Annotated in this window: 26 protein-coding genes; 17 read left to right on the top strand and 9 right to left on the bottom strand. The window is 65.4% G+C overall.

Annotated elements, in window-relative coordinates; genetic code table 11:
• Positions 1-8: 8 nt before the first annotated feature.
• The 5 genes from V6B15_RS08460 to V6B15_RS08440 all read left to right on the top strand — a co-directional run bounded on the left by V6B15_RS08460 (position 9) and on the right by V6B15_RS08440 (position 1,882).
• Entirely contained in the window at positions 9-383 is a 375-nt protein-coding gene (locus V6B15_RS08460) for a dihydroneopterin aldolase (RefSeq protein WP_334200789.1), read from the top strand.
• Complete coding sequence (locus tag V6B15_RS08455; RefSeq protein ID WP_334200788.1) at positions 380-679, top strand: Rossmann fold domain-containing protein; 300 nt, start codon at positions 380-382, stop codon at positions 677-679. Before V6B15_RS08460 ends, V6B15_RS08455 begins: the two co-directional genes overlap by 4 nt.
• Positions 680-682: 3 nt before the next feature.
• Positions 683-925 carry a MoaD/ThiS family protein gene (locus V6B15_RS08450; protein WP_334200787.1) on the top strand — a complete coding sequence of 81 codons (243 nt, stop codon included), beginning with the start codon at positions 683-685 and terminating at the stop codon, positions 923-925.
• Positions 918-1,385: a molybdenum cofactor biosynthesis protein MoaE gene (locus tag V6B15_RS08445; RefSeq protein ID WP_334200786.1), complete on the top strand. Its 468-nt coding sequence runs from the start codon at positions 918-920 to the stop codon at positions 1,383-1,385. Before V6B15_RS08450 ends, V6B15_RS08445 begins: the two co-directional genes overlap by 8 nt.
• Before the next feature lie 74 nt (positions 1,386-1,459).
• Positions 1,460-1,882 carry a hypothetical protein gene (locus V6B15_RS08440; protein ID WP_334200785.1) on the top strand — a complete coding sequence of 141 codons (423 nt, stop codon included), beginning with the start codon at positions 1,460-1,462 and terminating at the stop codon, positions 1,880-1,882.
• Between the two features lie 65 nt (positions 1,883-1,947).
• Here V6B15_RS08440 and V6B15_RS08435 read toward each other — a convergent pair whose 3' ends face one another.
• Positions 1,948-2,478 carry a hypothetical protein gene (locus V6B15_RS08435; RefSeq protein ID WP_334200784.1) on the bottom strand — a complete coding sequence of 177 codons (531 nt, stop codon included), beginning with the start codon at positions 2,476-2,478 and terminating at the stop codon, positions 1,948-1,950.
• Between the two features lie 176 nt (positions 2,479-2,654).
• On the opposite strand from V6B15_RS08435, the gene rplU reads away from it, so the two are divergent.
• The 3 genes from rplU to V6B15_RS08420 all read left to right on the top strand — a co-directional run bounded on the left by rplU (position 2,655) and on the right by V6B15_RS08420 (position 4,145).
• Entirely contained in the window at positions 2,655-3,113 is a 459-nt protein-coding gene (gene rplU / locus V6B15_RS08430) for a 50S ribosomal protein L21 (protein ID WP_253517296.1), read from the top strand.
• Between the two features lie 12 nt (positions 3,114-3,125).
• Entirely contained in the window at positions 3,126-3,395 is a 270-nt protein-coding gene (rpmA, locus tag V6B15_RS08425; RefSeq protein ID WP_334200783.1) for a 50S ribosomal protein L27, read from the top strand.
• A gap of 207 nt (positions 3,396-3,602) precedes the next feature.
• A complete protein-coding gene (locus V6B15_RS08420; RefSeq protein WP_334200782.1) occupies positions 3,603-4,145 on the top strand; it encodes a GNAT family N-acetyltransferase in 543 nt (180 codons plus the stop codon).
• A 57-nt stretch (positions 4,146-4,202) separates the two neighbouring features.
• On the opposite strand, the gene V6B15_RS08415 is transcribed toward V6B15_RS08420, so the two are convergent.
• Positions 4,203-5,081: a metal-dependent hydrolase gene (locus V6B15_RS08415; protein WP_334200781.1), complete on the bottom strand. Its 879-nt coding sequence runs from the start codon at positions 5,079-5,081 to the stop codon at positions 4,203-4,205.
• Positions 5,082-5,198: 117 nt separating this feature from the next.
• Here V6B15_RS08415 and V6B15_RS08410 point away from each other — a divergent pair, with 117 nt between their 5' ends.
• On the top strand, positions 5,199-5,798 hold the full coding sequence (locus V6B15_RS08410; RefSeq protein WP_253517285.1) for a TetR family transcriptional regulator: 600 nt from the start codon (positions 5,199-5,201) through the stop codon (positions 5,796-5,798).
• Here the strand turns inward: V6B15_RS08410 and ygfZ are convergent.
• Complete coding sequence (gene ygfZ / locus V6B15_RS08405) at positions 5,761-6,522, bottom strand: CAF17-like 4Fe-4S cluster assembly/insertion protein YgfZ (protein WP_334200780.1); 762 nt, start codon at positions 6,520-6,522, stop codon at positions 5,761-5,763. The genes V6B15_RS08410 and ygfZ overlap by 38 nt on opposite strands.
• Positions 6,523-6,560: 38 nt before the next feature.
• Here ygfZ and pyrC point away from each other — a divergent pair, with 38 nt between their 5' ends.
• Positions 6,561-7,598, top strand: a complete 1,038-nt coding sequence (gene pyrC / locus V6B15_RS08400) for a dihydroorotase (protein ID WP_334200779.1) — start codon at positions 6,561-6,563, stop codon at positions 7,596-7,598.
• An 11-nt stretch (positions 7,599-7,609) separates the two neighbouring features.
• Here the strand turns inward: pyrC and rarD are convergent, their stop codons facing one another.
• The gene (rarD, locus tag V6B15_RS08395) at positions 7,610-8,524 is read right to left on the bottom strand and encodes an EamA family transporter RarD (RefSeq protein ID WP_334200778.1); all 915 of its coding nucleotides are present in this window, start codon (positions 8,522-8,524) and stop codon (positions 7,610-7,612) included.
• A 183-nt stretch (positions 8,525-8,707) separates the two neighbouring features.
• Here rarD and V6B15_RS08390 point away from each other — a divergent pair, with 183 nt between their 5' ends.
• Both V6B15_RS08390 and V6B15_RS08385 read left to right on the top strand, forming a co-directional pair.
• Complete coding sequence (locus V6B15_RS08390; protein WP_334200777.1) at positions 8,708-9,175, top strand: glycine zipper 2TM domain-containing protein; 468 nt, start codon at positions 8,708-8,710, stop codon at positions 9,173-9,175.
• 218 nt (positions 9,176-9,393) lie between these two features.
• Positions 9,394-10,104 (top strand): hypothetical protein, encoded by a 711-nt coding sequence (locus tag V6B15_RS08385; RefSeq protein WP_320180548.1) that lies wholly within the window; start codon positions 9,394-9,396, stop codon positions 10,102-10,104.
• Positions 10,105-10,112: 8 nt separating this feature from the next.
• On the opposite strand, the gene astD is transcribed toward V6B15_RS08385, so the two are convergent.
• Both astD and V6B15_RS08375 read right to left on the bottom strand, forming a co-directional pair.
• Positions 10,113-11,594, bottom strand: a complete 1,482-nt coding sequence (gene astD / locus V6B15_RS08380; RefSeq protein ID WP_442969021.1) for a succinylglutamate-semialdehyde dehydrogenase — start codon at positions 11,592-11,594, stop codon at positions 10,113-10,115.
• Positions 11,595-13,034 carry a protein adenylyltransferase SelO family protein gene (locus tag V6B15_RS08375; protein WP_334200776.1) on the bottom strand — a complete coding sequence of 480 codons (1,440 nt, stop codon included), beginning with the start codon at positions 13,032-13,034 and terminating at the stop codon, positions 11,595-11,597.
• 75 nt (positions 13,035-13,109) lie between these two features.
• Here V6B15_RS08375 and V6B15_RS08370 point away from each other — a divergent pair, with 75 nt between their 5' ends.
• The 5 genes from V6B15_RS08370 (at position 13,110) to V6B15_RS08350 (ending at position 18,831) form a co-directional block, all read left to right on the top strand.
• Positions 13,110-13,976 (top strand): alpha/beta fold hydrolase, encoded by an 867-nt coding sequence (locus tag V6B15_RS08370; RefSeq protein ID WP_334200775.1) that lies wholly within the window; start codon positions 13,110-13,112, stop codon positions 13,974-13,976.
• The gene (locus V6B15_RS08365; protein WP_334200774.1) at positions 13,973-15,118 is read left to right on the top strand and encodes a glycosyltransferase family 4 protein; all 1,146 of its coding nucleotides are present in this window, start codon (positions 13,973-13,975) and stop codon (positions 15,116-15,118) included. The genes V6B15_RS08370 and V6B15_RS08365 overlap by 4 nt, the downstream gene beginning before the upstream one ends.
• 117 nt (positions 15,119-15,235) lie before the next feature.
• Positions 15,236-16,036: a tetratricopeptide repeat protein gene (locus V6B15_RS08360; protein WP_334200773.1), complete on the top strand. Its 801-nt coding sequence runs from the start codon at positions 15,236-15,238 to the stop codon at positions 16,034-16,036.
• A gap of 40 nt (positions 16,037-16,076) precedes the next feature.
• Entirely contained in the window at positions 16,077-17,420 is a 1,344-nt protein-coding gene (locus V6B15_RS08355) for an outer membrane protein assembly factor BamB family protein (RefSeq protein ID WP_334200772.1), read from the top strand.
• Positions 17,421-17,475: 55 nt separating this feature from the next.
• Positions 17,476-18,831 carry a methyltransferase family protein gene (locus V6B15_RS08350; RefSeq protein ID WP_334200771.1) on the top strand — a complete coding sequence of 452 codons (1,356 nt, stop codon included), beginning with the start codon at positions 17,476-17,478 and terminating at the stop codon, positions 18,829-18,831.
• Here V6B15_RS08350 and V6B15_RS08345 read toward each other — a convergent pair whose 3' ends face one another.
• The 3 genes from V6B15_RS08345 to V6B15_RS08335 are packed head-to-tail and all read right to left on the bottom strand — an operon-like array spanning position 18,832 to position 21,322.
• On the bottom strand, positions 18,832-19,134 hold the full coding sequence (locus V6B15_RS08345) for a putative quinol monooxygenase (RefSeq protein WP_334200770.1): 303 nt from the start codon (positions 19,132-19,134) through the stop codon (positions 18,832-18,834).
• Between the two features lie 19 nt (positions 19,135-19,153).
• Positions 19,154-20,524, bottom strand: coding sequence for a glutamate--cysteine ligase (locus V6B15_RS08340; RefSeq protein WP_334200769.1), 1,371 nt, complete (start codon positions 20,522-20,524; stop codon positions 19,154-19,156).
• Between the two features lie 42 nt (positions 20,525-20,566).
• A complete protein-coding gene (locus tag V6B15_RS08335) occupies positions 20,567-21,322 on the bottom strand; it encodes a 16S rRNA (uracil(1498)-N(3))-methyltransferase (protein ID WP_334201345.1) in 756 nt (251 codons plus the stop codon).
• Between the last annotated feature and the right edge of the window lie 17 nt (positions 21,323-21,339).

Here is a 21,339-nt window from a genome sequence, read left to right as displayed (position 1 = left end):
CGCTGGCCATGGACGATTCGCTGATCCTCGAAGTAGCCGATTTCGAGCACGATGTGCTCACCGGAATCTATTCCGAAGAAACCGGCCGGCCGCAGCCGTTGCGGTTCACGATCCAGGCGCGGATGAAGCCGCTGCATCGCTACGAGCCCGATACCTCGCTCGAGCATTCGAAGAACTACATGGATCTGAAGTTCGCCGCTTCCGCTGCCTTGCCCGAAGGCGTGCATTTCAAGCTGATCGAGGCTGTCGCCGACCACGTCTGCGAAACGCTGTTCCTGCAGGATGCGCGCATCACCGCGGTGACAGTCAAGATCGTCAAGCTGGCGATTGCCGAGGCGGGCGAGAAGATCGGCATCACGCTTCACCGCGAGCGGCGTGAATGAAGCGCATCACGGTCGACGGGCTGCCCGACGACCCGCTGGCTGCGGCGGGGGTGTTCCACCAGCATTGGCTGGCGCATGTCGAGCAAATCCTGCGAGCGGGCGAAGATGTGCTTCTGGCGCTGCCCGCCGCCGATCACACCCATCGCGAATGGCGGCTGGCGATTGCAGCCGGGCTCGCCCGTAAGCATACCCCGCGCCGGATCAACATCGTTGCAGGCGAGGGTCCCGCCGTGGACGCGACCGCAGCCTATCTTGCCGGAGCACCGGGGATTACCGGGCAGTATCTCGAGACCTGAGCCATGAGCGTACGCATTCTCTTCCTGGGCCCGTTGTCCGACCTCGCTGGTACGCAGGAGCGCGAGGTGGCCGGTCCGCTCGATTGGGCGGGATTGCTTGCCGCAGCCGGTCCCGAGATCGCCGCGCAATTGGATGACGCGCGCGTGCATGTGGCATGCGGGGGCAAGGTGCTGGCCGACAAGACCGCGCTCGACGCGCGCGATGGCGATGAAGTCGCGCTGCTTCCCCCGGTGAGCGGTGGCTAGGCTTACGCTCGCAACCCCGCTCGACGTCCGGCTGCTCGACAAGGGGCTGTCGGTCGGCGAAGCGCTCGCGGCGTTCAATGCCGCGCATGAGCAGGCGGGCGGGATCGTTTCCTTTCTCGGCAAGGTCCGGCCCGATGGCGGTGTGAAGGCGCTCGAACTGACGCATTACGAACCGCTGACGCATTCGGGCATGGCGGCGCTGGCGCAATCGGCACAGGTGCGCTTCGGTCTCGACGGCGTGCTCGCCTGGCACCGGGTCGGGGTGATGCGGCCGGGGGAGGCGATCGTGCTGGTCGCCGCTGCAGCGCGGCACCGGCGGGATGCCTTTGAGGGGGCCGATTACCTGATGGACCATCTCAAATCCGCCGCCTGGTTCTGGAAACGCGAGAAGCGCGATGACGGCTGGCACTGGATCACTCCGCGCGAGCGCGATCACGCGGACCTTGCGCGGTGGAATTAATCGCCGGTTCTTGATCCAGATCAAAGACCGCACCCTCGCCTGACGGCATCACGGCTCCAACAAAGGAGCACGTCATGTCCAAGCATCTGATCCGTGAACTCGTTGCCGAACAGGCCATCATCCACGACGCGCCCAAGGTTCCGCACGAGGCCGACCGCAGTTTCGAACTGCCCAAGGGGTTCTATGTCGGGACCGTCGCGCTCTATCTCGGCTTTCTGGCGATTACTGCGGTCGGCTTCGCGTCGCCGGGATTGATCATCCCGATGGCGATCTTCACGCTGTTCATCGTTGCAGGCTTCGGACTCCCGGCGCTGTGGACGCGGATCGGGCCGGAGCACAGTGGCCGAAATATGAGCTGGGCCCAATTGTCCAGCCAGGGCATCGCCACGCATACGGGTCGGGTAACGGCGCGTGACGCGATGGCTCAGGTGCTGATCCTCCCGGCGCTGATTTTCTGCTGGGGCATAGTCACGGTAACGATCGCTGCGCTCGTCTGAGCGATCGAATACCGGGGAGAGGCGCGGGGCCGGGTAACCGGCTCCGCGTTGCTTGTGTGCGGGGACTAGCGGACCTGCGCGCGCAGCCTCGCCAGAACATCATCCTCTTCGGCCACCAGCGCGATCACCGTCATGCGTGCCGCGGTGATCGGTGTGGCATCCTCGGCCTGCACCGTGGCGGCGGTGTAGAGGATATCCAGGTCGCCCAGCGCAATCGCGGCGATGCTGCGTGCCGAATCGAGATCCGCCAGCGCGACCTGCGCCGCTGCCCAACTGTCGCTGCCGATAGCGCTCCCCGATGCCGCCTGAACCCGGCGTTCGGCGGAGGGAACGGCGCCGGTAAAGTCGGCGTGCGCCTGCCGCGCCTGTTCGACCAGGGCGGACAGCCGGGCATCGAGCCCGCCGGCCAGTTCGACCGGGACCCGCGGTACATCGAGGCGCGGGCTGGGGACAGGTTCGAAGGTGCCTTCTGCCCGTTCGACATCGCGAACGGCGAGCGAGGGATAACCATCACCCGAGCCGGCTGCACAGCCCGCCAGCAGGAATACGGTGAGCGGAAGGACGAGATGCTTGCGGTCGATCATCGCCTTCTCCATATCACGCGGGCCGCAGCGCGCCAGCGAGGATGCAAATTTCCTCGCACCGGGCGTTGACTTGCGGCCACCCATCGCTTAACGGCACGCTTCTTTCCGGGGCTGGCTCTGACAGCCTGACGGGTGCGCCGTGCAATCGCAAGATCACGGCACAGCAATTTGAACGAGAGATAACCACCATGTTCGCAGTAGTGCGCACGGGCGGCAAACAATACCGGGTTGCCGCCGGAGACAAGATCGCGGTTGAGAAGCTGGCTGGCGAAGCCGGCGACACCATCACGCTGGGCGACATCCTGCTTGCAGGCGAAGGCGATACGCTTTCGGATGCCGGCAAGGTTACCGTTTCGGCGGAGATCATTGCGCAGGCCAAGAGCGAGAAGGTGATCGTCTTCAAGAAGCGTCGCCGTCACAACTATCGCCGCAAGAACGGTCATCGCCAGCAGATGACCCTGCTGCGCATCACCGATGTCGGCACCGGCTCGGCCAAGAAGGCAGCTCCGAAGAAGGAAGCGGCCAAGCAGGACGACGCTGCAGACCAGCAGGCTGCTCCGAAAAAGGAAGCCGCCGAGAAGAAGGCTCCGGCCAAGAAGGCAGCGCCTGCGAAGGCCGCCGCCAAAAAGACCGCAGACAAGAAGTAAGGAGCACGGACGATGGCACATAAGAAAGCAGGCGGTTCGTCGCGTAACGGTCGCGATTCGGCCGGTCGTCGCCTCGGTGTGAAGAAGTTCGGCAGCGAGAACGTCGTCGCCGGCAACATCATCGTGCGCCAGCGCGGCACGCGCGTCTATCCGGGCGCCAATGTCGGCATGGGCAAGGACCACACCCTGTTCGCGCTTGCCGACGGTATTGTGCGATTCCACAAGGGCAAACTCGACCGCAAATTCGTCTCGGTCGAAATGATGGCCGAAGCCGCCGAATAACAGGACGCTCCGATAACGGGATCGTCCAGACAGGACGGTCCCAGCCGGGTCCATGATCCGGCAACCGAAGAGGGAGATGGGGCCGACCCGTCTCCCTCTTGTCGTTTCTCCCTCTTCAATTTCGCGGCGAAACTTTCTTTCGCCATCACGCAATTGTCACGCGTCCGGCCTAGGAGCCCGGAGCGTGGACCACAGGGGAGATAACCGATGTTCCATGTAACCGAGAGGCTGCTGTTGCGGCCTGCCTGGCCCGAAGATGCCGATGCGCTGTTTGGCGGGATCGCCGACGAAGCGATCGTCCGCAATCTTGCGCGCGCGCCGTGGCCCTATCTTCCCGAACATGCGCGTGAATTCGTTATGCGGAAACAGGACCCGCGTTATCCGGGCTTTCTGATCACCCGGCCGTCACCGGCGGGATCCGAAGTGGTCGGGTGCATCGGGCTCCAGCCCAATGAATCGAGCGAAACCGAACTCGGCTATTGGGTCGGGCGGGCGCATTGGAACCGCGGCTATGCAAGCGAGGCCGCACGCGGCGTGCTCGAAGTCGCGCAGTTGCTCGGGCACGAACGGATCGAGGCGGGCCATTTCATTGACAATCCGGCCTCGGGGCGTGTTCTACGCAAGATCGGCTTCGCGCCGACCGGCAAGGTCGTTCCGCGTCACAGCTGCGGGCGCGGCGAGGAATCGCCTTGTGCGCTTTACCGGCTCGACCTGTCCGTACCCGCCCGCATGCCGTCGCAGGCGGCCTGAACACCAAAAGGGCCCCGCGATCGCTCGCGGGGCCCTCTTCGGCTGGAAGATGAGGTCTTATTCGGCGGGTATCAGGGCGTCTTCGAAGTCGCCTTCGTACAGCTTGATCAGCGCGCGGTCGTCATGGTCCCACGGGTGGAAGCCCGGCTTGAAATAGGCGAGCCATGCGGGGAAGATGCGGCGCACGATGCCGGGGGTGACGGTGAGGTATTTGAACAGGCCCCACTTCGCCTTCCAGCCGGTGATGCCGTCCTGTTCAAGCAGCGCGAGCGAATCGGTCCAGCGGTTCTTGAAGAAGCGCGCCGTGACAGTGAGCATCACCAGGCTGCGGACCTGCCAGCGCTTGCTTGGTTTCCAGTCCCTGGTCGCGTGGTTCCAGGTGTCGAAGGCAACGCCCTTGTGCTCGATTTCCTCCGCCGAATGCCAGCGCCACATGTCGCGGACCTCGGGGTCGGCATCCTTGAAGTGCGCCGGATTCGCGAGGAATTCGGCCGCCATCATCGCGGTGTAATGCTCGAGCGCCATGGTCACTGCGAGATTGGCGATGGCCGGGCGATCCTTGGTCAGCGCCAGCAGTTCGGCCACGCGGGCGTCGATCGCCTTGATGTCATAGCCGGCATCTTCGGCGAGCCGGTTGAAGGCGATATGTTCGCGCGTGTGGTTGATTTCCTGCTTCACGAAAGCGCGGATCTCGGCGTCGAGCTTGGGCTGGGCGCCTTCGCGATGGGCCTTGACCGCTTCGATGAAGAACGCCTCGCCGCGCGGGAAAGTGGCCGACAGCGCATTGTGCCAGGCAGTGCCGAACGGCTCGCCCGCCCACCAGCGCCGCGGATTGGTGCCACGGTTGAAGCGCTCGTCGCGCACGGTGATGGTGAGATCGGCCGGGGTCGGCGCGGCTGTACGGTAGTCTGAATCGATCGAAACGGGCGCGTTCATGGGTAGCTCCGCGAGATTTAACTGACATCGATGTAAGTAACGCTTACTTACAGGACTGTCAATAACGGGGTCTAACTGCTTCCCAGGCCCCGATCGATGGGTTAACGCTGGCGGTATATGGCGACACGCAAAAGACTTAGCCCCGAGGAATCGCGCCTCGCCGCGCTCGAGGCAGCCCGCCTGCTGTTGATCGAAACCGGCCCGCAATCGGTCACGCTAAAGGCGGTCGGGGCGCGGATCGGGCGTACGCATGCCAATCTGCTGCATCATTTCGGTTCGGCCGCGGGGCTGCAGAAGGCGCTTGCCGGGCATCTGGCGGGGACGGTCTGCAACACGATCATCGACGCGGTCCGCGCCAGCCGCGCCGGGCTGGGCAGCCCGCGCGAAGTGGTGGACCTCGCTTTCGATGCCTTCGACAAGGAAGGCGCGGGCGCGCTGGCCAGCTGGATGATCCTCACCGGCAATGAGGACGCGCTGACGCCGATCGTGGAGACCATCCATCAACTGGTCGACGAAATCGCCCCCGAAGAGGCGGGGCATGGCGCTGGCCCGCTGCAAGTGCACGAGGAAACGCTCGCGCTGGTTCTTATGGCGATGGGCGATGCCTTGATCGGGACGGCGCTGTCGCGGTCGCTGGGCCTGCCGGAGACCGCTGCGCGCGACCGCGCCGAGCGTATGCTTACCCGTTCGATTGATCCGACGGTTCCGCAGGGCTAAGCGCATCGCGCATCCAGTCGGGTGCGGTTTCAGGATTAATGTCGGCCACCCGCAGGTGGTCCACTGCCAGGCCAAGGTCGGGATATTCCGCCTTGCGGCGTTTCTCCTCCGACTGGTCGAGCGGCACCACGACCAGCCGCCGGTTGACCTTGCTGCGCCAGTTCATCCGCGCGGTGTTTTCCTGCCCGACATAGCACCCCTTGCCAAAGCTGACCCCGTGGAGCTCGACCGCATTGGTTTCGAGCCAAAGGATATCGCCCAGCTCCGCGCGGCCTTCGGGAACGCCAAGCGCAAGGCGGTGCGCCTGCCACGCCGTGTCTGCCCCTTCGTCGCTTACGCTGGCGGGAGCGAGCCAGCGCTGGCCCAGCGCGCCCAGCCGCGGGTCGGCCGCGCCGCCATCGCCCATCTCGCGCTGCCAGTGCACCGCTACTTCGGGATCGACCGCGATCTCGATCTTCCGGCGCAAACGATAGAGCGACAGCCGCTTGGCGAGATCCTCCGCCGCATCGGCCTCGCAATCGAGCAGCAACTCGCCCTGGGCACCCGGCCAGACGATGAAATCGAACAGCATCTTGCCCTGCGGCGTCAGCAGCCCCGCATAGGCGGGGAGCGTGCCAGCAACGTCATTGGTGACGAGCCCCTGAAGGAAGCCGGCAACGTCTTCCTCCGGGGCCTCGGTCCTCAGGCGGATTACGGCGCGGTCGAACAGGCGGGTAGCAGTCATGGGTGACAGATAGGCCGCCCGACGCCATAGGCAACCACATGGTCGAATCGTTGACAATCCGCCGCCCCGACGACTGGCATCTGCATTTCCGCGATGGTGACACGATGCGCGCGGTGGTCCCGCAGACCGCGCGGCAATTCGCCCGCGCGATCGTGATGCCCAATCTGGCGCCTCCGGTGACCACCACCGCGCTCGCCGCGGCCTATCGCGACCGGATCCTTGCCGCGGTGCCCGCGGGCGTGGATTTCACTCCGCTAATGACCGCCTATCTGACCGATGAGAGCGACGCGGACGATCTCACTGCAGGGCATGCCGACGGCGTCCTTACCGCCGCCAAGCTCTATCCCGCCGGCGCCACCACCAATTCTGCGCATGGCGTTACCGACGTCGCCAACATCATGGGCGTGCTCGAACGCATGGCCGATATCGGCATGCCGCTGTGCGTCCACGGTGAAGTGACCACGCCCGATATCGACATCTTCGACCGCGAGGCGGTGTTCATCGATCGCGTGCTGCAGCCGCTGGTCGATCGGCTGCCCACGCTGCGCGTTATCTTCGAACATATCACCACCATGCAGGCGGTGAGCTTCGTGGAAAGCGCCGGTCCCAATGTCGCGGCGACGATCACCCCGCAGCACCTGCAGATCAATCGCAACGATATCCTCGTCGGCGGTATTCGCCCGCATCTCTACTGCCTCCCGGTGGCCAAGCGCGAACAGCACCGGCTGGCGCTGCGCGGCGCGGCGACCAGCGGGTCGGCCAAGTATTTCCTCGGCACCGACAGCGCGCCGCACCACCGGCATACCAAGGAAACCGCCTGCGGCTGCGCGGGTATCTTCAACGCGCCCTTCGCGCTCGAAAGCTATGCCCAGGTGTTCGAGGACGAGGGCGCGCTCGACCATTTCGAAGCCTTCGCCAGCCTCAACGGCCCCGCTTTCTACGGCCTCGCGCCGAACGAAGAGCGGATCACGCTGGAAAAGGTGCCGGTCGAGGTGCCGGCGGAAGTCGATGGCGGCGAGGCCCGGATCGTGCCGTTCCACGCGGGTGAGACACTCGACTGGCGCTTGCAAGCCTGATCGGCGCGGACCTAGCCGGCGGCCTTGATCCTGTTCTGGCTGCGTGACCGTTTGACCATGTCCCACATGAAGATCACCGCGGCTGCCCAGATGCAGGCGAAACACGCGGCCTGCGCGGGCTTCAGCTCCTCGCCGAACACGGTCAGACCGAGAATGAAGACGATGCTGGGCGCGAGGAACTGGATGAAGCCGAGCGTCGAATAGGGCAGCTTGCGCGCGGCGATGGCGAACAGCAGCAGCGGGAAGGCGGTCAGCAGGCCGCCCGCCATGATCGACAGGCTCAGCTCGGACGACACGGCGAAGGACGAGCCCTGCGTCTGCGCGAAATACCATGCCACACCAAGCGAAGGCAGCAGCAACAGCGTCGATTCGATGGTCAGGCCGGGCACTGCGCCCACATCCAGCTGCTTGCGGATAAGGCCGTATGTGCCGAAGCTCAGCGCCAGCGTCAGGCTGATCCACAAGGTCGTCAGCGCGCCCGCCGCGAGCAGCGACACGCCAATCGCGGCGAGGCCGACCGCCACCCATTGCGCGCGGGTCAGTTTCTCGCCCAGCAGCAACGTGCCGAGCAGCACATTGACCAGCGGGTTGATGTAATAGCCCAGGCTGGCGGCATAGACCTGCCCGTTCTGGATCGCCCAGACATAGACCACCCAGTTGATCGCGATCAGCGTTGCGCTCGCGGCGAGCCAGGCGACCGTGCGCCGGTTTCGAAGCGCGGTGCGCAAATCGGGCCATTGCTTGCGGGCCAGCACGATCAGCAGGCACAGCGGCAGCGTCCAGATGATTCGCCAGCCGACGAATTCGAAGGCCGGAACACTGCGGACGAGAATCAGATAGAGCGGCAGGAAGCCCCAGATGACATAGGCGCCAAAGGCCGCGGCGAGGCCCGTCCGGTCATGCTGGGGTGGGGCGCTCGCATCCATTCCCCGCGCGCTAGGCGGGTGTACCGGCGCCCGCAAGCGGCAATTCGTCGGCGCCCAAACCTCGCTTCGTCGAATTTCCCGAAAGCTGACGGCGGCGTTGCAAACGGTTCAGGTTTGGGTGCTTAAAGCTTAACGGCATCGCAGGGGTGCCCCTCTCGGATCCCGCTCAGGAAAGGACCTATCATGCTCAAATCGTTTCGGAACGCCTCGATGGCGATCGCCGCAGCGGGTCTGGCATTCGCCGTGCCGGCCAACGCTGCCCCTGCCACGCACATGGCCCCCGGCGCGCACGCCGCGGTCATCGGGGACATGAGTTTCGAGCACAAACGACAGCGCTCGCACGGCCATGATCGCAACCGCAACAACGATTATCGCGGCGCGCAGTCCCGCCCCTATTACATGGGCTACGACCGCCAATACGGTCAGCCGGTCCGCGCCAATACCCGCGTCTGGCGTGGAAATGACGGGCGCTACTACTGCAAGCGCGACAATGGCACGACCGGGCTGCTGGTCGGAGCCGGGGTCGGCGCGCTGCTCGGCCATGAAGTGGCGGGCAGCGGCGGCGACCGCACGCTCGGCGCCATCCTCGGCGGCGCAGCCGGGGCCTTGCTCGGCCGTTCGATCGACCGCTCAAGCACCCGCTGCGGCTAATCAGCCTTACCAGTTCCGGCCGTGCCCACCCACGGCCGGATACCACGGTTCCACCGAGCCGTGAGGGCGTCGTCCGATCTCCCACAGAGGAGGCGGGCGGCGCCCTTTAACCTTTGCATGCGCGCATGTCCCGCTATGGTGCAACGGTGTTCGCCGGGCTGGCACAGTTTGGCGGTCCGGTCTTATGCCGTTCGTGTTCCCAAGCTGAAGGTCTACCGATGAAACGTCGCCTGCTCGCCTCCCTTGTTCCCGTCGTCCTGCTCGCAAGCTGCGGCGACAAGACCGAGGACGAGGCGGCAGGCGACGCCATGGACCCGGCCAGCGAACAGGCTCTCAATGACGAGTTGATGACCGATCCGGATCTTGCCGGCCGCAACGAGGCAAATGCCGCGCTGTCGGGCACGGGCAATGCCGCGATCCCCAATATCGACAAATCGCCGCGCGCCATCGAGGCTGCGCGCAGCCGCGCGGCCGAACTGGTCGGCGGGCGCAGCGCGCTGATCGCGGTTCCCGCTGCACGGGCACTGGCTGAAGACGCAAAACCGAGCCAGGCGATGGTCGCTGCAGCCCGCGCCGCGGTTGCCCCCGGGGGCGAGAATTGCGGCGAGAAGGTCGAATACACCTCGGCCTGGGCGGCGAAACTGCCCGCCGCTTTCCCCGTCTATCCGCGTGGCAATACGCAGGAAGCAGCCGGGACCGACGAAGGCGATTGCGCGCTACGGGTGGTCACCTTCCTCACGCCGGTTGCGCTTGAGGACGTGCTGTCGTTCTATCACACCCGCGCCAAGGCGTCGGGCTACAGCGCCGAGCATGTCGTCAGCGCGGGCGATAATGTCCTGAGCGGGACCAAGGGCAAGTCGGCCTATGTCGTCTACGGTCGTCGGCTGCCGCAGGGCGTGACCGAAATCGACCTCGTCACCACCGACTGAGGAGCGGTTTAGCTGCCCTTGATGCCCACGCCGATACTGGCGCGCGGCTGTTCCATCTCATTGCTGGCAACCGGATAAGCGCAATAGTCCGCGGCATAGAAGGCCGCCGGACGATGGTTGCCCGACAGGCCCACACCGCCGAAGGGGGCGGATGAGGACGCGCCATTGGTCGGGCGGTTCCAGTTGACGATACCGGCGCGGATCTCGTTCCAGAACATCTCGAAATCCTGCGGCTTGCCGCCGATGAGCGAGGCCGAAAGGCCATAACGCGTGGCGTTCGCCTCGTAGATCGCCGCGTCGAAATCGGCCACGCGGATGACCTGCAGCAGCGGACCGAACAGCTCGATGTCGGGCCGTTCATGGATATCGGTCGCGTCGAGGATCGCGGGTGACAGGAACGGCAGGTTCTCGTCGCGCCGCTTCATATGCATGATCGGCGACCCGCCGCGGCTCATTAGCGCGACGAAGCTTTCGGACAGCAGGTCGGCGGTGCTGTTGTCGATCACGCAGCCCATGAAGGGTTGCGGATCGGCGAAGGGTTCGTCGACGATCAGCTTTTCGGTCAGCGCCTTCACCGCGGGGACGATCTGATCGAACACCGAATCGACCACGATCAGCCGCCGCGCGGCGGTGCAGCGCTGGCCCGCGGTAGTGAAGGCCGACTGGACGATCGTTGCCGCAGCATCCTCGATCTTGGGCGTGTCGAGCATGACGATGGGGTTGTTGCCGCCCATTTCCAGCGCGACGATCTTGCCCGGGTCGGAGGCGAGCTTGCGGTTGATTGCGATGCCTGCGCGCGCCGAACCGGTGAACAGGACGCCGTCGACCATCCAGTGTTCGACCAGCGCCTGGCCGACCTCGACCCCGCCGTGGATGCACTGGATCACGCCCTCGGGGAGCTTGGCCTCGTGGAAACAGCGGGTGAGGAATTCGCCCACTGCGGGGGTCTTCTCGCTTGGCTTGAAGATCACGACATTGCCCGCGATCAGCGCGGGGATGATGTGGCCGTTCGGCAGATGCGCGGGGAAGTTGTAGGGCCCCAGCACCGCCATCACACCATGCGGCTTGTGGCGCAGCGCGGCAGTGCCCTGCAGCGCGCTGTTGAGCTTCTTCTGGCCGGTCCGTTCGGCATAGGCGGTGACCGAGATTTCGACCTTGCCGATCACGACTTCGACTTCGGTCCGCGCTTCCCACAGCGGCTTGCCGGTTTCGCGCGCGATCAGTTCGGCGAAGGGTTCGGCATGCTTGCGCACTTCATTGGCGAAGCGGCGCATGAATTCGATCCGGCGGGCCAGCGGCTCGCGCGCCCAGTCGCGCATCGCCTTGCGCGCGCGCTCGATTGTAGCATCGACATTGCCCGACTTGCCACGCCAGATTTCCTTGCCGGTCGCCGGTTCGGTTGAGACCAGATCGGTTGCCATTACGGTATGATATTCCTGTTTGCGCCTCGAAGTGCGTCTTAAGTGGGGGGTCCGGCGCGCAACGTCAATTCAAGTCGTGGCTGTGTCCCACACATGGCCGGCGGGCAGCGGGGGTGCGCCATGCGCCGCGCCCATCTCGCGCAGGGCGGCAACCTTGTCGCTCAGCGGCTGCCAATCGTCGGCGTCGGCAATGGCTGCCCAGATCGCCTCGACCTCGTCGATCAGCATGGACTGCGGGCCCGGTCCGTCCCAATAGGAATGTTCGCTGGCGAGCGGTTCGTAACCTGCAAGCGCATCCGCCAGATCGCCTTCGGCGGCGCGCCCGGCGCGGTGGGTGAAAAAGAATCGGTCGGGCGCCACGCCGGTTTCGCTCAACGCCTTCTCGCTCGCCGCCACCACTGCGGCATCGGCCTCGGACCCGCGGCTGGCAACGCCCAACCGCCAGCACCAGCGCCGGCCGATCGCTTCCATGTAGAGCGGGCCGAAGCGTTCCATTGCGGCAATCAGCGGCGGCGCATCGGTCAGCAGCCGCAGCGCAATCGCGAACTGGCCGCAATTCCAGTGCAGCGCTTCGGGCTGGCGGCCGAAGGCATAGAGCCCCTGGTGGTCGAAATAGGCGGCGGTGAAGCCCGGATCCCATTGCGGCAGGAAACGCCACGGACCGTAGTCGAAGCTTTCGCCCGAGATGTTCATATTGTCGGTGTTGAGCACGCCGTGGACGAAGCCCGCGACCATCCAGCTGGCTGCCAGATCCGCCATCCGCTCGACCACCAGATGCATCAGCCGCACCGCCGGCTCGTCGCGCCCCGGCGCATCCTCGGGCGGGGGCGGGCCGGGAAACTGTTCGAGGCAGTAATCGACCAATTGCGCCATATGCGCGCGCTCTTCGAGCGCCAGCAGCCGCTGGAACGTGCCGATCCGGATATGGCCATGGCTCAGCCGGGTCATGACCGCCGAGCGGGTCGGCGAAGGTTCGTCGCCGCGGGTCAGTTCCTCGCCCGTCTCGATCACGCTGAAGGTCTTCGACGTATAGACCCCCAGCGCTTCGAGCATTTCGGTCGCAAGGATTTCGCGCACCGCACCCTTGAGCGTCAGCCGTCCGTCGCCTCTCCGGCTCCACGGCGTGGGGCCCGATCCCTTGGTGCCGAGGTCGAGCAGGCGATCCGCGCCGTCGCGCAGCTGCGCGAACAGGAAGCCGCGGCCATCGCCGATTTCGGGATTGTAAACGCGGAACTGGTGCCCGTGATAACGCAGCGCGAGCGGGCGGGGCAGATTGCCGGGCAGCGGTTCGAACCGCCCGAAATGCTTGACCCAGTCCGCGTCCGACAATTGCGCCAGACCGATACCGGCCGCATGGCGATCGTTGCGGAAGCGCAGGATGGTTTCGGGAAAGGCCGCCGGTGCGACCTCATCGCCGATCCATTCGGCCATGGTTTCGATCGGCGTATCGGCGCGATAGCTCGCGTCCGCTGCGACTTTGCTCGGGACAGGTTGCGGTTCGGCGCGCATACGGCGATAGTGGGCGGCGAAACAGCCCGATACAAGGGCAGGATTGCCAAGCGACTAAGGTTTTCGCCGCCAGACATGGATACCAGCTTCACCGACCGTCACTGGCAGAGCGCCGACGGTCTCACCCTGCATTGCCGCGAATACGGCACGGCCAGCGATCGCCCACCGGTGATTTGCCTGCACGGCCTGACGCGTAATGCGCGCGATTTCGAAGCGCTTGCCCCGCATATCGCCGCGCAGGGCTGGCGGGTGCTGGTCCCGTCGATGCGCGGGCGCGGCGACAGCGATTATGCCGAGGTTTCGGATAGCTATGCGCTGCCGACCTATGTCGCGGACCTGCTGGTGCTGCTGGAGCAGGAAGGCATCACGCGCTTCGTGTCGATCGGGACGTCGATGGGCGGGCTGATGACGATGCTGCTGGCGCAGGCACAGCCCGAACGGATCGCCGCGGCAGTGCTCAACGATGTCGGGCCGGTGCTCGAAACCGCGGGTCTCGATACGATCAAGACCTATGTCGGGCAGGGCCGCAGCTTTCCTACCTGGATGCACGCGGCACGCGCGCTCGAGGAAGTGCATGGCACCTCCTTCCCCGCTTTCGATCTCCACGCGTGGATCGCCATGGCCAAGCGCACGATGACGCTGTCGAGCAGCGGACGCATCGTGTTCGATTACGACATGAAGCTGGCCGAACCGATCCTCGCCACGCCCGAGGCGGCGGCGCCGGTCGATCTGTGGCCCGCATTCCACGCGCTCAAGGGCAAGCCGCTGCTGTTGCTGCGCGGTGAACTGTCCACGCTGCTGTCCGCGCGCAGCTTTGCCGATATGCAAAAGGTTGCCACAGGGGCGGACAGCGCGGTGATCCCCCATGTCGGGCATGCGCCGACGCTCGATGAGCCCGAGGCCCGCGCCGCGATCGACGCCTTGCTGGCGCGTGTCGCATGAACACGCCGCGCGGCGGGGCGGTCCCGCATATCCTCCACCTGCATTCGACCTTCGCCCCCGGGGGCAAGGAATTGCGCACGGTCCAGCTGATCAACGCCTTCGGCAAGAAGGCGCGGCATACGATCGTCTCGGCAGAACCCGAGCGCTTGGGCGCGGCCGAACGGATTGCCCGGACTATCGACGTCCGCCTGCAGCCCGATTTCCCCAGCCTGAAGGGGCGGCCCACGCCGGGGCGATTGCAGAAGCTGGCCAAGGCGATGCGCGGCTTCGATCTCGTCTGCACCTACAATTGGGGCGCGATGGATGCGGTGATGGCGCATACGCTGTTCAAGGACCTGCACAATCTGCCGCCGCTGATCCATCACGAGGATGGCTTCGACGAAAGCGAGCTGAAGAAGCTCAAGACCAGCCGCACCTGGTATCGCCGCATTGCACTGGGCAAGAGCGCCGGGCTGGTCGTGCCGTCCGAACGGCTCGAGGAGATCGCGCTGGTCGATTGGCAGCAGCCGCTGGGCCGGGTGCGCCGCATTCCCAACGGGATCGATACCAAGGCCTTCGCCATGCGCCCCAAGAAGGACGCGCTGCGGCTGATCAAGCGGCCGGGCGAATATTGGGTCGGCACATTGGCGGGGCTCCGCACGATCAAGAACCTGCCGCGGCTGGTCCGGGCATTCACTGACCTGCCCGAAAATTGGCAATTGGTGATCCTGGGCGAAGGCGAGGCGCGCGATGCCATCCTTGCCGAGGCCGACCGCCTCCAGATCAACCACCGGGTCCATCTGCCCGGCGCGGTCGCCGCACCGGAACGGGTCGTCGGCCTGTTCGACATCTTCGCGCTGTCGAGCGATTCCGAACAATTCCCGCTGTCGGTGGTGGAAGCGATGGCCGCGGGCCTGCCGGTCGTCGCCCCGGCGGTTGGCGATATCGCGGGGATGGTGTCGCAGCCCAATGCGGAGTTCATCGCCCCCCCGGGTGACGAGGAAGAACTGCGAATGGCGCTGGTCCAGCTCGCCGTGTCGAAGGAACTGCGCAAGGAGGTGGGCGAGGCCAACCGCGCGAAGGCGGTTGCCGAATTCGACGCGGCGAAGATGATCGCGACCTATCGCCGCCTTTATTCGAGTGCGATGAAAATTGACCTCTAAGCCGTTTCAGCCAGCGTTCACGCGAGCGGGGACAGGCGGTCGCGACCATTGCCCTTGTCCGCACCGGGCCTTAAAGAGCCGCCCAAACCGATATCTATCCAGATGGAGCCCGCCCCTGTGGCCCTGACACCGAAGAACGAACTGTCCCGCGAAGAAAAGCGCGCCAAGCAGGAAAATGCCCAGCAGGAAGCGCTGCTGCGCGAAGTCGATGAAGCCGTGCGGCAGAGCGATGCCGAGCAGTTTCTCGATCGCTGGGGCAAGCCGCTGTTCGGCCTGCTGATAGCGGGGCTCGTGGCCTTCGGCGGGTATCTCTATTGGGACAGCCGCCAGGAAGCCGCGATGGAACGCGATTCCGAAGCGCTTGTGGGCGCGCTCGACCAGATCCAGTCGGGCAATATCGACAGCGGGTACGACCGGCTCGAAGAGCTTGCGGGCCGCGAAGGCGGCGGCGCGGCGGTCGCTGCGGCAATGATGCGCGCCGGAATTGCCGAACAGCGCGGCGATAGTGAAGAAGCCTCGACGATCTTCAAACGCGTTGCGGAGAATGACAGCGCGGCGCCCGCGATGCGCGATCTTGCCCGCCTGCGCGATGTGGCGCTCAATTACGACAGCATGGAGAGCGCCGATATCATCGCCACGCTCAAGCCTCTGGCGGTACCGGGAAAACCCTATTTCGCCAGCGCGGGCGAGTTCGTGGCGCATGCCTATCTCGACCAGGGCAAGCGCGCCGAGGCCGGGGCCATGTTCGCCCAGATCGCCAAGGATGAGCATAGCCCGGAATCGGTCCGCTCGCGTGCGCGCCAGATGGCGGGTGTGCTCGGTGTCGATGCAATCGAGGATGTCGATGCGGTGCTCGAGGAGCAAGGGGTCCAGCGTGACGAAGCCGCGAGCGAAACCGCCGCAGCCGCAACCGAATAGGCCCCTGCGGCCCGCCAAGAGATACGGAACGAGGATACAGATGAAGCGCAAGAACCTATCGCGTACGGCATTCGTTGCGGCACTGGCCATCGGGCTGGGCGGCTGCAGCGGCGGTCTCTTCGGCGGCGGCGGAGACAAGAAGGTCACCCCGACGCTCGGCGATCGCCAGCCGATCCTCTCGCGTATCGAAACCGGCGCGCAGGTCGATCCGGCGCTGGCCGGCGTGTCGGTGGTCCTGCCCCCGGCGCAGGTCAACGATGCCTGGGCGCAGGCGGGGGGCAATGCAGGCAAATCCTATGGCCATCTGGCGCTGTCGGGTTCGCCCACCAAGGCCTTTACCGTCTCGATCGAAGGCGCCAGCCAGCGCCGCCGCTTCGGTGCCTCGCCGGTCATCGGCCAGGGCATGCTCTTCGCGGTCGGCAGCGACGGCATCCTGACGGCGTTCGATGCCCAGTCGGGCGCGCAGCGGTGGAGCTACAATCCGGATCTCGCGAGCGATCTCAAATCCTCGGCCTTCGGCGGCGGCGCCAGCTATGACGATGGCATGGTCTATATGACCGATGGCGCGGGCGACGTCGTCGCGCTGACCGCCGCCAGCGGATCGGTACTGTGGAAGGTCAAGCCCTCGGGCCCGCTGCGCGGCGCCCCGACGATTGCTTTCGGTTCGGTCTTCGTCATGACGCAGGACAACCAGATCTTCGCGCTCGATGCCGCCGACGGTTCGGTGCGGTGGCAGGAATCGGGTTCGTCGACGCAGGCGGGCGTGTTCGGGGTCGCGGCTCCGGCAGCCGCGCAGGGCACGGTCATCGCCGGCTACAGCTCGGGCGAACTGATCGCGCATCGCTATGAAAACGGGCGGACATTGTGGGCCGACGCGCTGGCGCGGACCTCGATCTCGACGCAGGTCGGCTCGCTTACCGATATCGATGCCGACCCGATCATCGACAACGGCCGCGTCTATGCGCTGGGGCAGGGTGGCCGCATGGCCGCTTACGAACTCGTCACCGGCCAGCGGATCTGGGAACTCAACCTCGCGGGGATTTCGACCCCGGCCATTGCGGGCGAATGGATCTTCACGCTGACCGACGATGCCCGCCTGCTCGCCATCGCGCGCGCAACGGGCAAGGTGCGCTGGCTGACGCAGCTGCCGCGCTGGCGCGATGAAGAGGACAAGAAGGGTCCGATCTTCTGGTCGGGACCGGTGCTCGCCGGAGGCAATTTGTGGGCGGTGAATTCGGAAGGCGAAGTCTACCGCATCAGTTCGGGCGAGGGTTCGGCCAGCCTGTTCACCGATCTCGACCAGCCGGTGTCGCTGGCACCGGTAGTGGCCAACAACACGCTCTACATCCTCGACGACAGCGGCAGGATTACCGCTTTCCGGTGATTTCCGTGGTAGCGTGACCGCCGTGTTAACCAAATCGGGCTAACGAGGTGCGGTTATGAACGCGGCGGAACAAGCACCCCTCGCGCGGCCAGAGAGCGATGTCTCCGCGGCCGTGGGGCTGGTGGGTCTGGCCGGGCTCTTTGCCTGGGTGGCGTTCGCGCGCGCCTTTCCAGCCCTTGCCGAAACCTTCGACTGGGCGGTCCCGCTCGATACGCTGGGCGGGCGCAATTCCGCGCTGGTGGGCCTGCTCGCCGCCGCGATCCCGATGGCGGCATGGTCGATCCTGGTCGACAAGGTGCATCTGCGCGCAACGACCGGGCTCGACTGGTCGCTGGTGCGCAGCCGCGAACCCGATCACGGTGTCACGCTGGTCAAGCTGGTCGGATTGTGGGCGACCTGGGCGATCATCGCAGGGCTTTACTGCCTGTGTCGCTGGTACTGGGAGGGGCAATATGTCTTCGCGATACAGGTGCTCGCCTATGCCTCGCTGCCCCTGGTGGTGCTCTCGGTGCCCTATGTCTTGTGGATCGACCGCGCGCTGGTGAACCGGCGCGATGCCGCGTGGCATTTCGGCGCGCTGTTGCTGATGCGCCCGGGCTGGGACATGGGCCAGATCGCCAAGCACTGGAAAACGTGGATCATCAAGGCCTTCTTCACCGCCTTCATGCTCTCGATCACCCCCTTCGCCTTCAACCATATCGTGACCGCGAACTTCGCCGAGGTGTTTGCCCGGCCCGAACGGATCGCGCTGACGATCATCGAGGCGATGTTCATGATCGACGTGATGATCGGCACCGTCGGCTATATCGTCACCATGCGCCCGCTCGATGCACATATCCGCTCGGGCAACCCGCTGCTGGGCGGCTGGGTCGCGGCGCTGATCTGTTACCCGCCGATCGTGTGGGGCATCCTCGGCGGCGGCCGGGCAATCAACTACGAATACGATACCGCGGGCTGGCTGCACTGGATGGCGGGCAATGACACGCTGATCGCGCTGTGGGGCGCGCTGCTGGTGGTGCTGACCGGGATCTATGCCTGGGCGACTTTCGCTTTCGGCCTGCGCTTTTCCAACCTCACCTATCGCGGTGTGCTGACCAATGGCCCGTACCGTTTCACCCGGCACCCGGCCTATGTCTCGAAAAACCTGTTCTGGTGGGCGGCGATCCTGCCGTTCCTCGTGACCAGTGGCTCGCCGGTCGAAGCGATCCGCAATTGCTTCTTCCTCGCGGTGGTGAACGGCATCTATTTCTGGCGCGCCAAGACCGAGGAAGCGCATCTGCTCGCCGAAGACCCGAAATATCGCGCCTACCACGCCTGGATGGCGCAGCACGGCCTGCTGACCGCGCCGCTGACGCGGTTGTGGAACCGGATCAAGCCGCGCCCGTCGATGACGGCGGAACCCGCCGAGTAATCAGCCGAGCGGCTGGCCCTCGTCGGTTTCATAGACGCGCAACTCGCGCGCCTTGGGCGGATTGGCGGCCATGAAGGTCTGGAACTCGGCCATGTGTTCGGACTTGCCATGCGCGTCGAGCGCGGCGCGATCGCGCCAGCGTTCGAACAGGATCAGCGTGTCCGGATCGGCGAGGTCGCCGGCGAAAGCGTAATCGAGGCAGCCGTCCTCGGCGCGGCTGGCGCGGACCATCTCGACCATCGCCTTGCGCGTCGCGGCGTCGATCGAACGCCCCAGCTTGATGGTGCCGTTGATCTGGATCATCGCTTGTCTCCCACGCTTCTCAGAAGCTGTATTTGTAGATGCGGTCGATATCGCCGCCCCATTCGCCATTGTAGCGGTCGAGCATGACCTGCGCCGGGACCTTGCCGGTGGCGACGATCTCGTCGAGCGTTTCGAGGAAGCCGGTTTCATTGTCGCCCGAGGTGTTGAGACGGCCGCGGGCAGCGAGGCCCGAGCGCGCGATGGCGAGTACTTCCTTGGCCAGATCATGCAGCTTGCCGCCGCCTGGCAGCGGCGCGTCGAGCGCCAGCTTGGGCACTGCATTGCGCAGGGTCTCACGCTCTTCCATCGACCAGTGCTTGACCAGATCCCAGGACGCATCGAGCGCGGACTGGTCGTAAAGCAGGCCGACCCAGAAGGCGGGCAACGCGCAAATCCGGCTCCACGGGCCGCCATCGGCACCGCGCATTTCGAGGAAGCTCTTGAGCCGCACTTCGGGGAAGGCGGTGGACAGATGGTCCCACCAATCGCTTTCGGTCGGCTTCTCGCCGGGCAGGACGGACAGCTTGCCCTCGAGGAAATCGCGGAAGCTGAGGCCCGCGGCGTCGATGTACTTGCCGTCGCGGAAGACGAAATACATCGGCACGTCGAGCATGTAGTCGACGTAGCGCTCGTAACCGAAGCCGTCTTCGAAGACGAAGGGCAGCATGCCGGTCCGGTGCGGATCGGTATCGCTCCAGATATGGCTGCGATACGACAGGTAACCGTTGGGTTTCCCTTCGGTGAAGGGCGAATTGGCGAACAGCGCAGTGGCCAGCGGTTGCAGCGCCAGCCCGGTGCGGAACTTCTGCGCCATGTCGGGCTCGCTCGAATAGTCGAGATTGACCTGGATGGTGCAGGTTCGCAGCATCATGTCGAGGCCCAGATTCCCGACCTTGGGCATGTGCCGCATCATGATGTCGTAGCGGCCCTTGGGCATGACCGGCAGTTCTTCGCGCGTCTTGTCGGGCCACATGCCCATGCCGAGGAAGCCGACACCACGACGCTCGCCGATTTCCTTGACCTGCGCCAGATGGCGTCCGGTCTCGGCGCAGGTATCGTGCAGGTTTTCGAGCGGCGCGCCCGACAGTTCGAGCTGGCCTGCGGGCTCGAGGCTGACGGTGCCGTCGTCGCCCCGCATCGCGATGACCTTGCCGCCTTCCTCGACCGGTTCCCAGCCGAACTCGCGCAGCGACAGCAAGATGTCGCGGATGCCGCCCTCTTCGTCATAGGACAGCGCGCGATGTTCATCGCAGCAATAGACCAGTTTTTCGTGCTCGGTGCCGATGCGCCAGTCGGCCTTCGGCTTTTCGCCGCGCTGCATCGGGGCGACCAGCTGGTCGCGGCTTTCGATAATGGGGTCTTCAGTCCCCGATGTTTCGCGCGTGCTCATGACGCGTGGCGATAGGCAACCGAACCTTGCGTGAAAAGGAAATTAATCTGCGTCGAGCCAGTCCCCCGCTTCGGCCATCCATACCGCCATGCCCGCAATGGCCGCGGTTTCGCCGCGCAGGATGCGCGGACCGAGGCTGATCGCGACCGTGGCGGGATGCGCGCGAATCGCCGCGCGCTCGGCCTCGTCGAACCCGCCTTCGGGGCCGATCAGCAGTGCTGCGGGGCGATCAGCATAGCAGAACGCATCGGCGGCAGGTTCGCCGCCTTCCTCGTCGGCGAAGAACAGGTCGCGCTCTTGCGGCCAGTCGCGCAGCAATGCGTCGAGCTTTGCCACGGGCGCAATTTCGGGCAGCGCGGTGCGCGCGCATTGCTCGGCCGCCTCGGTCACGATTGCGGCAGCGCGTTCGGCATTCAGCTTGTCGGCGACGCAGCGCCGCGTGAGCACGGGCGCGATCCGCGCCACACCGAGCTCGGTCGCCTTCTCGAGCACGAGGTCGAAGCGGTCCTTCTTGAGCAGCGCGGGGCAGAGCCAGAAATCGGGCACCGGTTCGCGCGGCCGCTGGTGGTCGCGCGGCTGGAGCAAGACCTGGCGCTTGCCCGCCTCGACCACTTCGGCGGCCCATTCGCCCGTGAGATTGTCGCACAGGATCACCGCATCGCCGGGCGAAACGCGCATGACCTTGGACAGGTAATGCGCCCGGTTGCCCTCGATCGTCACCGGTTCGCTTGCGGAAAGCGGCTGTTCGACAAACAGACGGGGTGCGCTCTTGGGCGGCCAGGCGGGGGTGGCGGGCATGGCCCCTCTAATCACAT

The organism is Qipengyuania sp. Mu-71 (genome assembly GCF_036867055.1).
Lineage (GTDB): Bacteria > Pseudomonadota > Alphaproteobacteria > Sphingomonadales > Sphingomonadaceae > Qipengyuania > Qipengyuania profunda.
The sequence above is the reverse complement of the archived record's forward strand: the minus strand, read 5'-3'. Positions and strand labels throughout refer to the sequence as shown.

What these genes read in the sequence shown, in the direction of transcription:
- V6B15_RS08460 (WP_334200789.1), top strand. Translation starts at nt 9, where the DNA reads ATGGACGATTCGCTGATCCTCGAAGTAGCCGATTTCGAGCACGATGTG.
- V6B15_RS08455 (WP_334200788.1), top strand. Translation starts at nt 380, where the DNA reads ATGAAGCGCATCACGGTCGACGGGCTGCCCGACGACCCGCTGGCTGCG.
- V6B15_RS08450 (WP_334200787.1), top strand. Translation starts at nt 683, where the DNA reads ATGAGCGTACGCATTCTCTTCCTGGGCCCGTTGTCCGACCTCGCTGGT.
- V6B15_RS08440 (WP_334200785.1), top strand. Translation starts at nt 1,460, where the DNA reads ATGTCCAAGCATCTGATCCGTGAACTCGTTGCCGAACAGGCCATCATC.
- V6B15_RS08435 (WP_334200784.1), bottom strand. Translation starts at nt 2,478, where the DNA reads ATGGAGAAGGCGATGATCGACCGCAAGCATCTCGTCCTTCCGCTCACC.
- rplU (WP_253517296.1), top strand. Translation starts at nt 2,655, where the DNA reads ATGTTCGCAGTAGTGCGCACGGGCGGCAAACAATACCGGGTTGCCGCC.
- rpmA (WP_334200783.1), top strand. Translation starts at nt 3,126, where the DNA reads ATGGCACATAAGAAAGCAGGCGGTTCGTCGCGTAACGGTCGCGATTCG.
- V6B15_RS08420 (WP_334200782.1), top strand. Translation starts at nt 3,603, where the DNA reads ATGTTCCATGTAACCGAGAGGCTGCTGTTGCGGCCTGCCTGGCCCGAA.
- V6B15_RS08415 (WP_334200781.1), bottom strand. Translation starts at nt 5,081, where the DNA reads ATGAACGCGCCCGTTTCGATCGATTCAGACTACCGTACAGCCGCGCCG.
- V6B15_RS08410 (WP_253517285.1), top strand. Translation starts at nt 5,199, where the DNA reads ATGGCGACACGCAAAAGACTTAGCCCCGAGGAATCGCGCCTCGCCGCG.
- ygfZ (WP_334200780.1), bottom strand. Translation starts at nt 6,522, where the DNA reads ATGACTGCTACCCGCCTGTTCGACCGCGCCGTAATCCGCCTGAGGACC.
- pyrC (WP_334200779.1), top strand. Translation starts at nt 6,561, where the DNA reads ATGGTCGAATCGTTGACAATCCGCCGCCCCGACGACTGGCATCTGCAT.
- rarD (WP_334200778.1), bottom strand. Translation starts at nt 8,524, where the DNA reads ATGGATGCGAGCGCCCCACCCCAGCATGACCGGACGGGCCTCGCCGCG.
- V6B15_RS08390 (WP_334200777.1), top strand. Translation starts at nt 8,708, where the DNA reads ATGCTCAAATCGTTTCGGAACGCCTCGATGGCGATCGCCGCAGCGGGT.
- V6B15_RS08385 (WP_320180548.1), top strand. Translation starts at nt 9,394, where the DNA reads ATGAAACGTCGCCTGCTCGCCTCCCTTGTTCCCGTCGTCCTGCTCGCA.
- V6B15_RS08375 (WP_334200776.1), bottom strand. Translation starts at nt 13,034, where the DNA reads ATGCGCGCCGAACCGCAACCTGTCCCGAGCAAAGTCGCAGCGGACGCG.
- V6B15_RS08370 (WP_334200775.1), top strand. Translation starts at nt 13,110, where the DNA reads ATGGATACCAGCTTCACCGACCGTCACTGGCAGAGCGCCGACGGTCTC.
- V6B15_RS08365 (WP_334200774.1), top strand. Translation starts at nt 13,973, where the DNA reads ATGAACACGCCGCGCGGCGGGGCGGTCCCGCATATCCTCCACCTGCAT.
- V6B15_RS08355 (WP_334200772.1), top strand. Translation starts at nt 16,077, where the DNA reads ATGAAGCGCAAGAACCTATCGCGTACGGCATTCGTTGCGGCACTGGCC.
- V6B15_RS08350 (WP_334200771.1), top strand. Translation starts at nt 17,476, where the DNA reads ATGAACGCGGCGGAACAAGCACCCCTCGCGCGGCCAGAGAGCGATGTC.
- V6B15_RS08345 (WP_334200770.1), bottom strand. Translation starts at nt 19,134, where the DNA reads ATGATCCAGATCAACGGCACCATCAAGCTGGGGCGTTCGATCGACGCC.
- V6B15_RS08340 (WP_334200769.1), bottom strand. Translation starts at nt 20,524, where the DNA reads ATGAGCACGCGCGAAACATCGGGGACTGAAGACCCCATTATCGAAAGC.
- V6B15_RS08335 (WP_334201345.1), bottom strand. Translation starts at nt 21,322, where the DNA reads ATGCCCGCCACCCCCGCCTGGCCGCCCAAGAGCGCACCCCGTCTGTTT.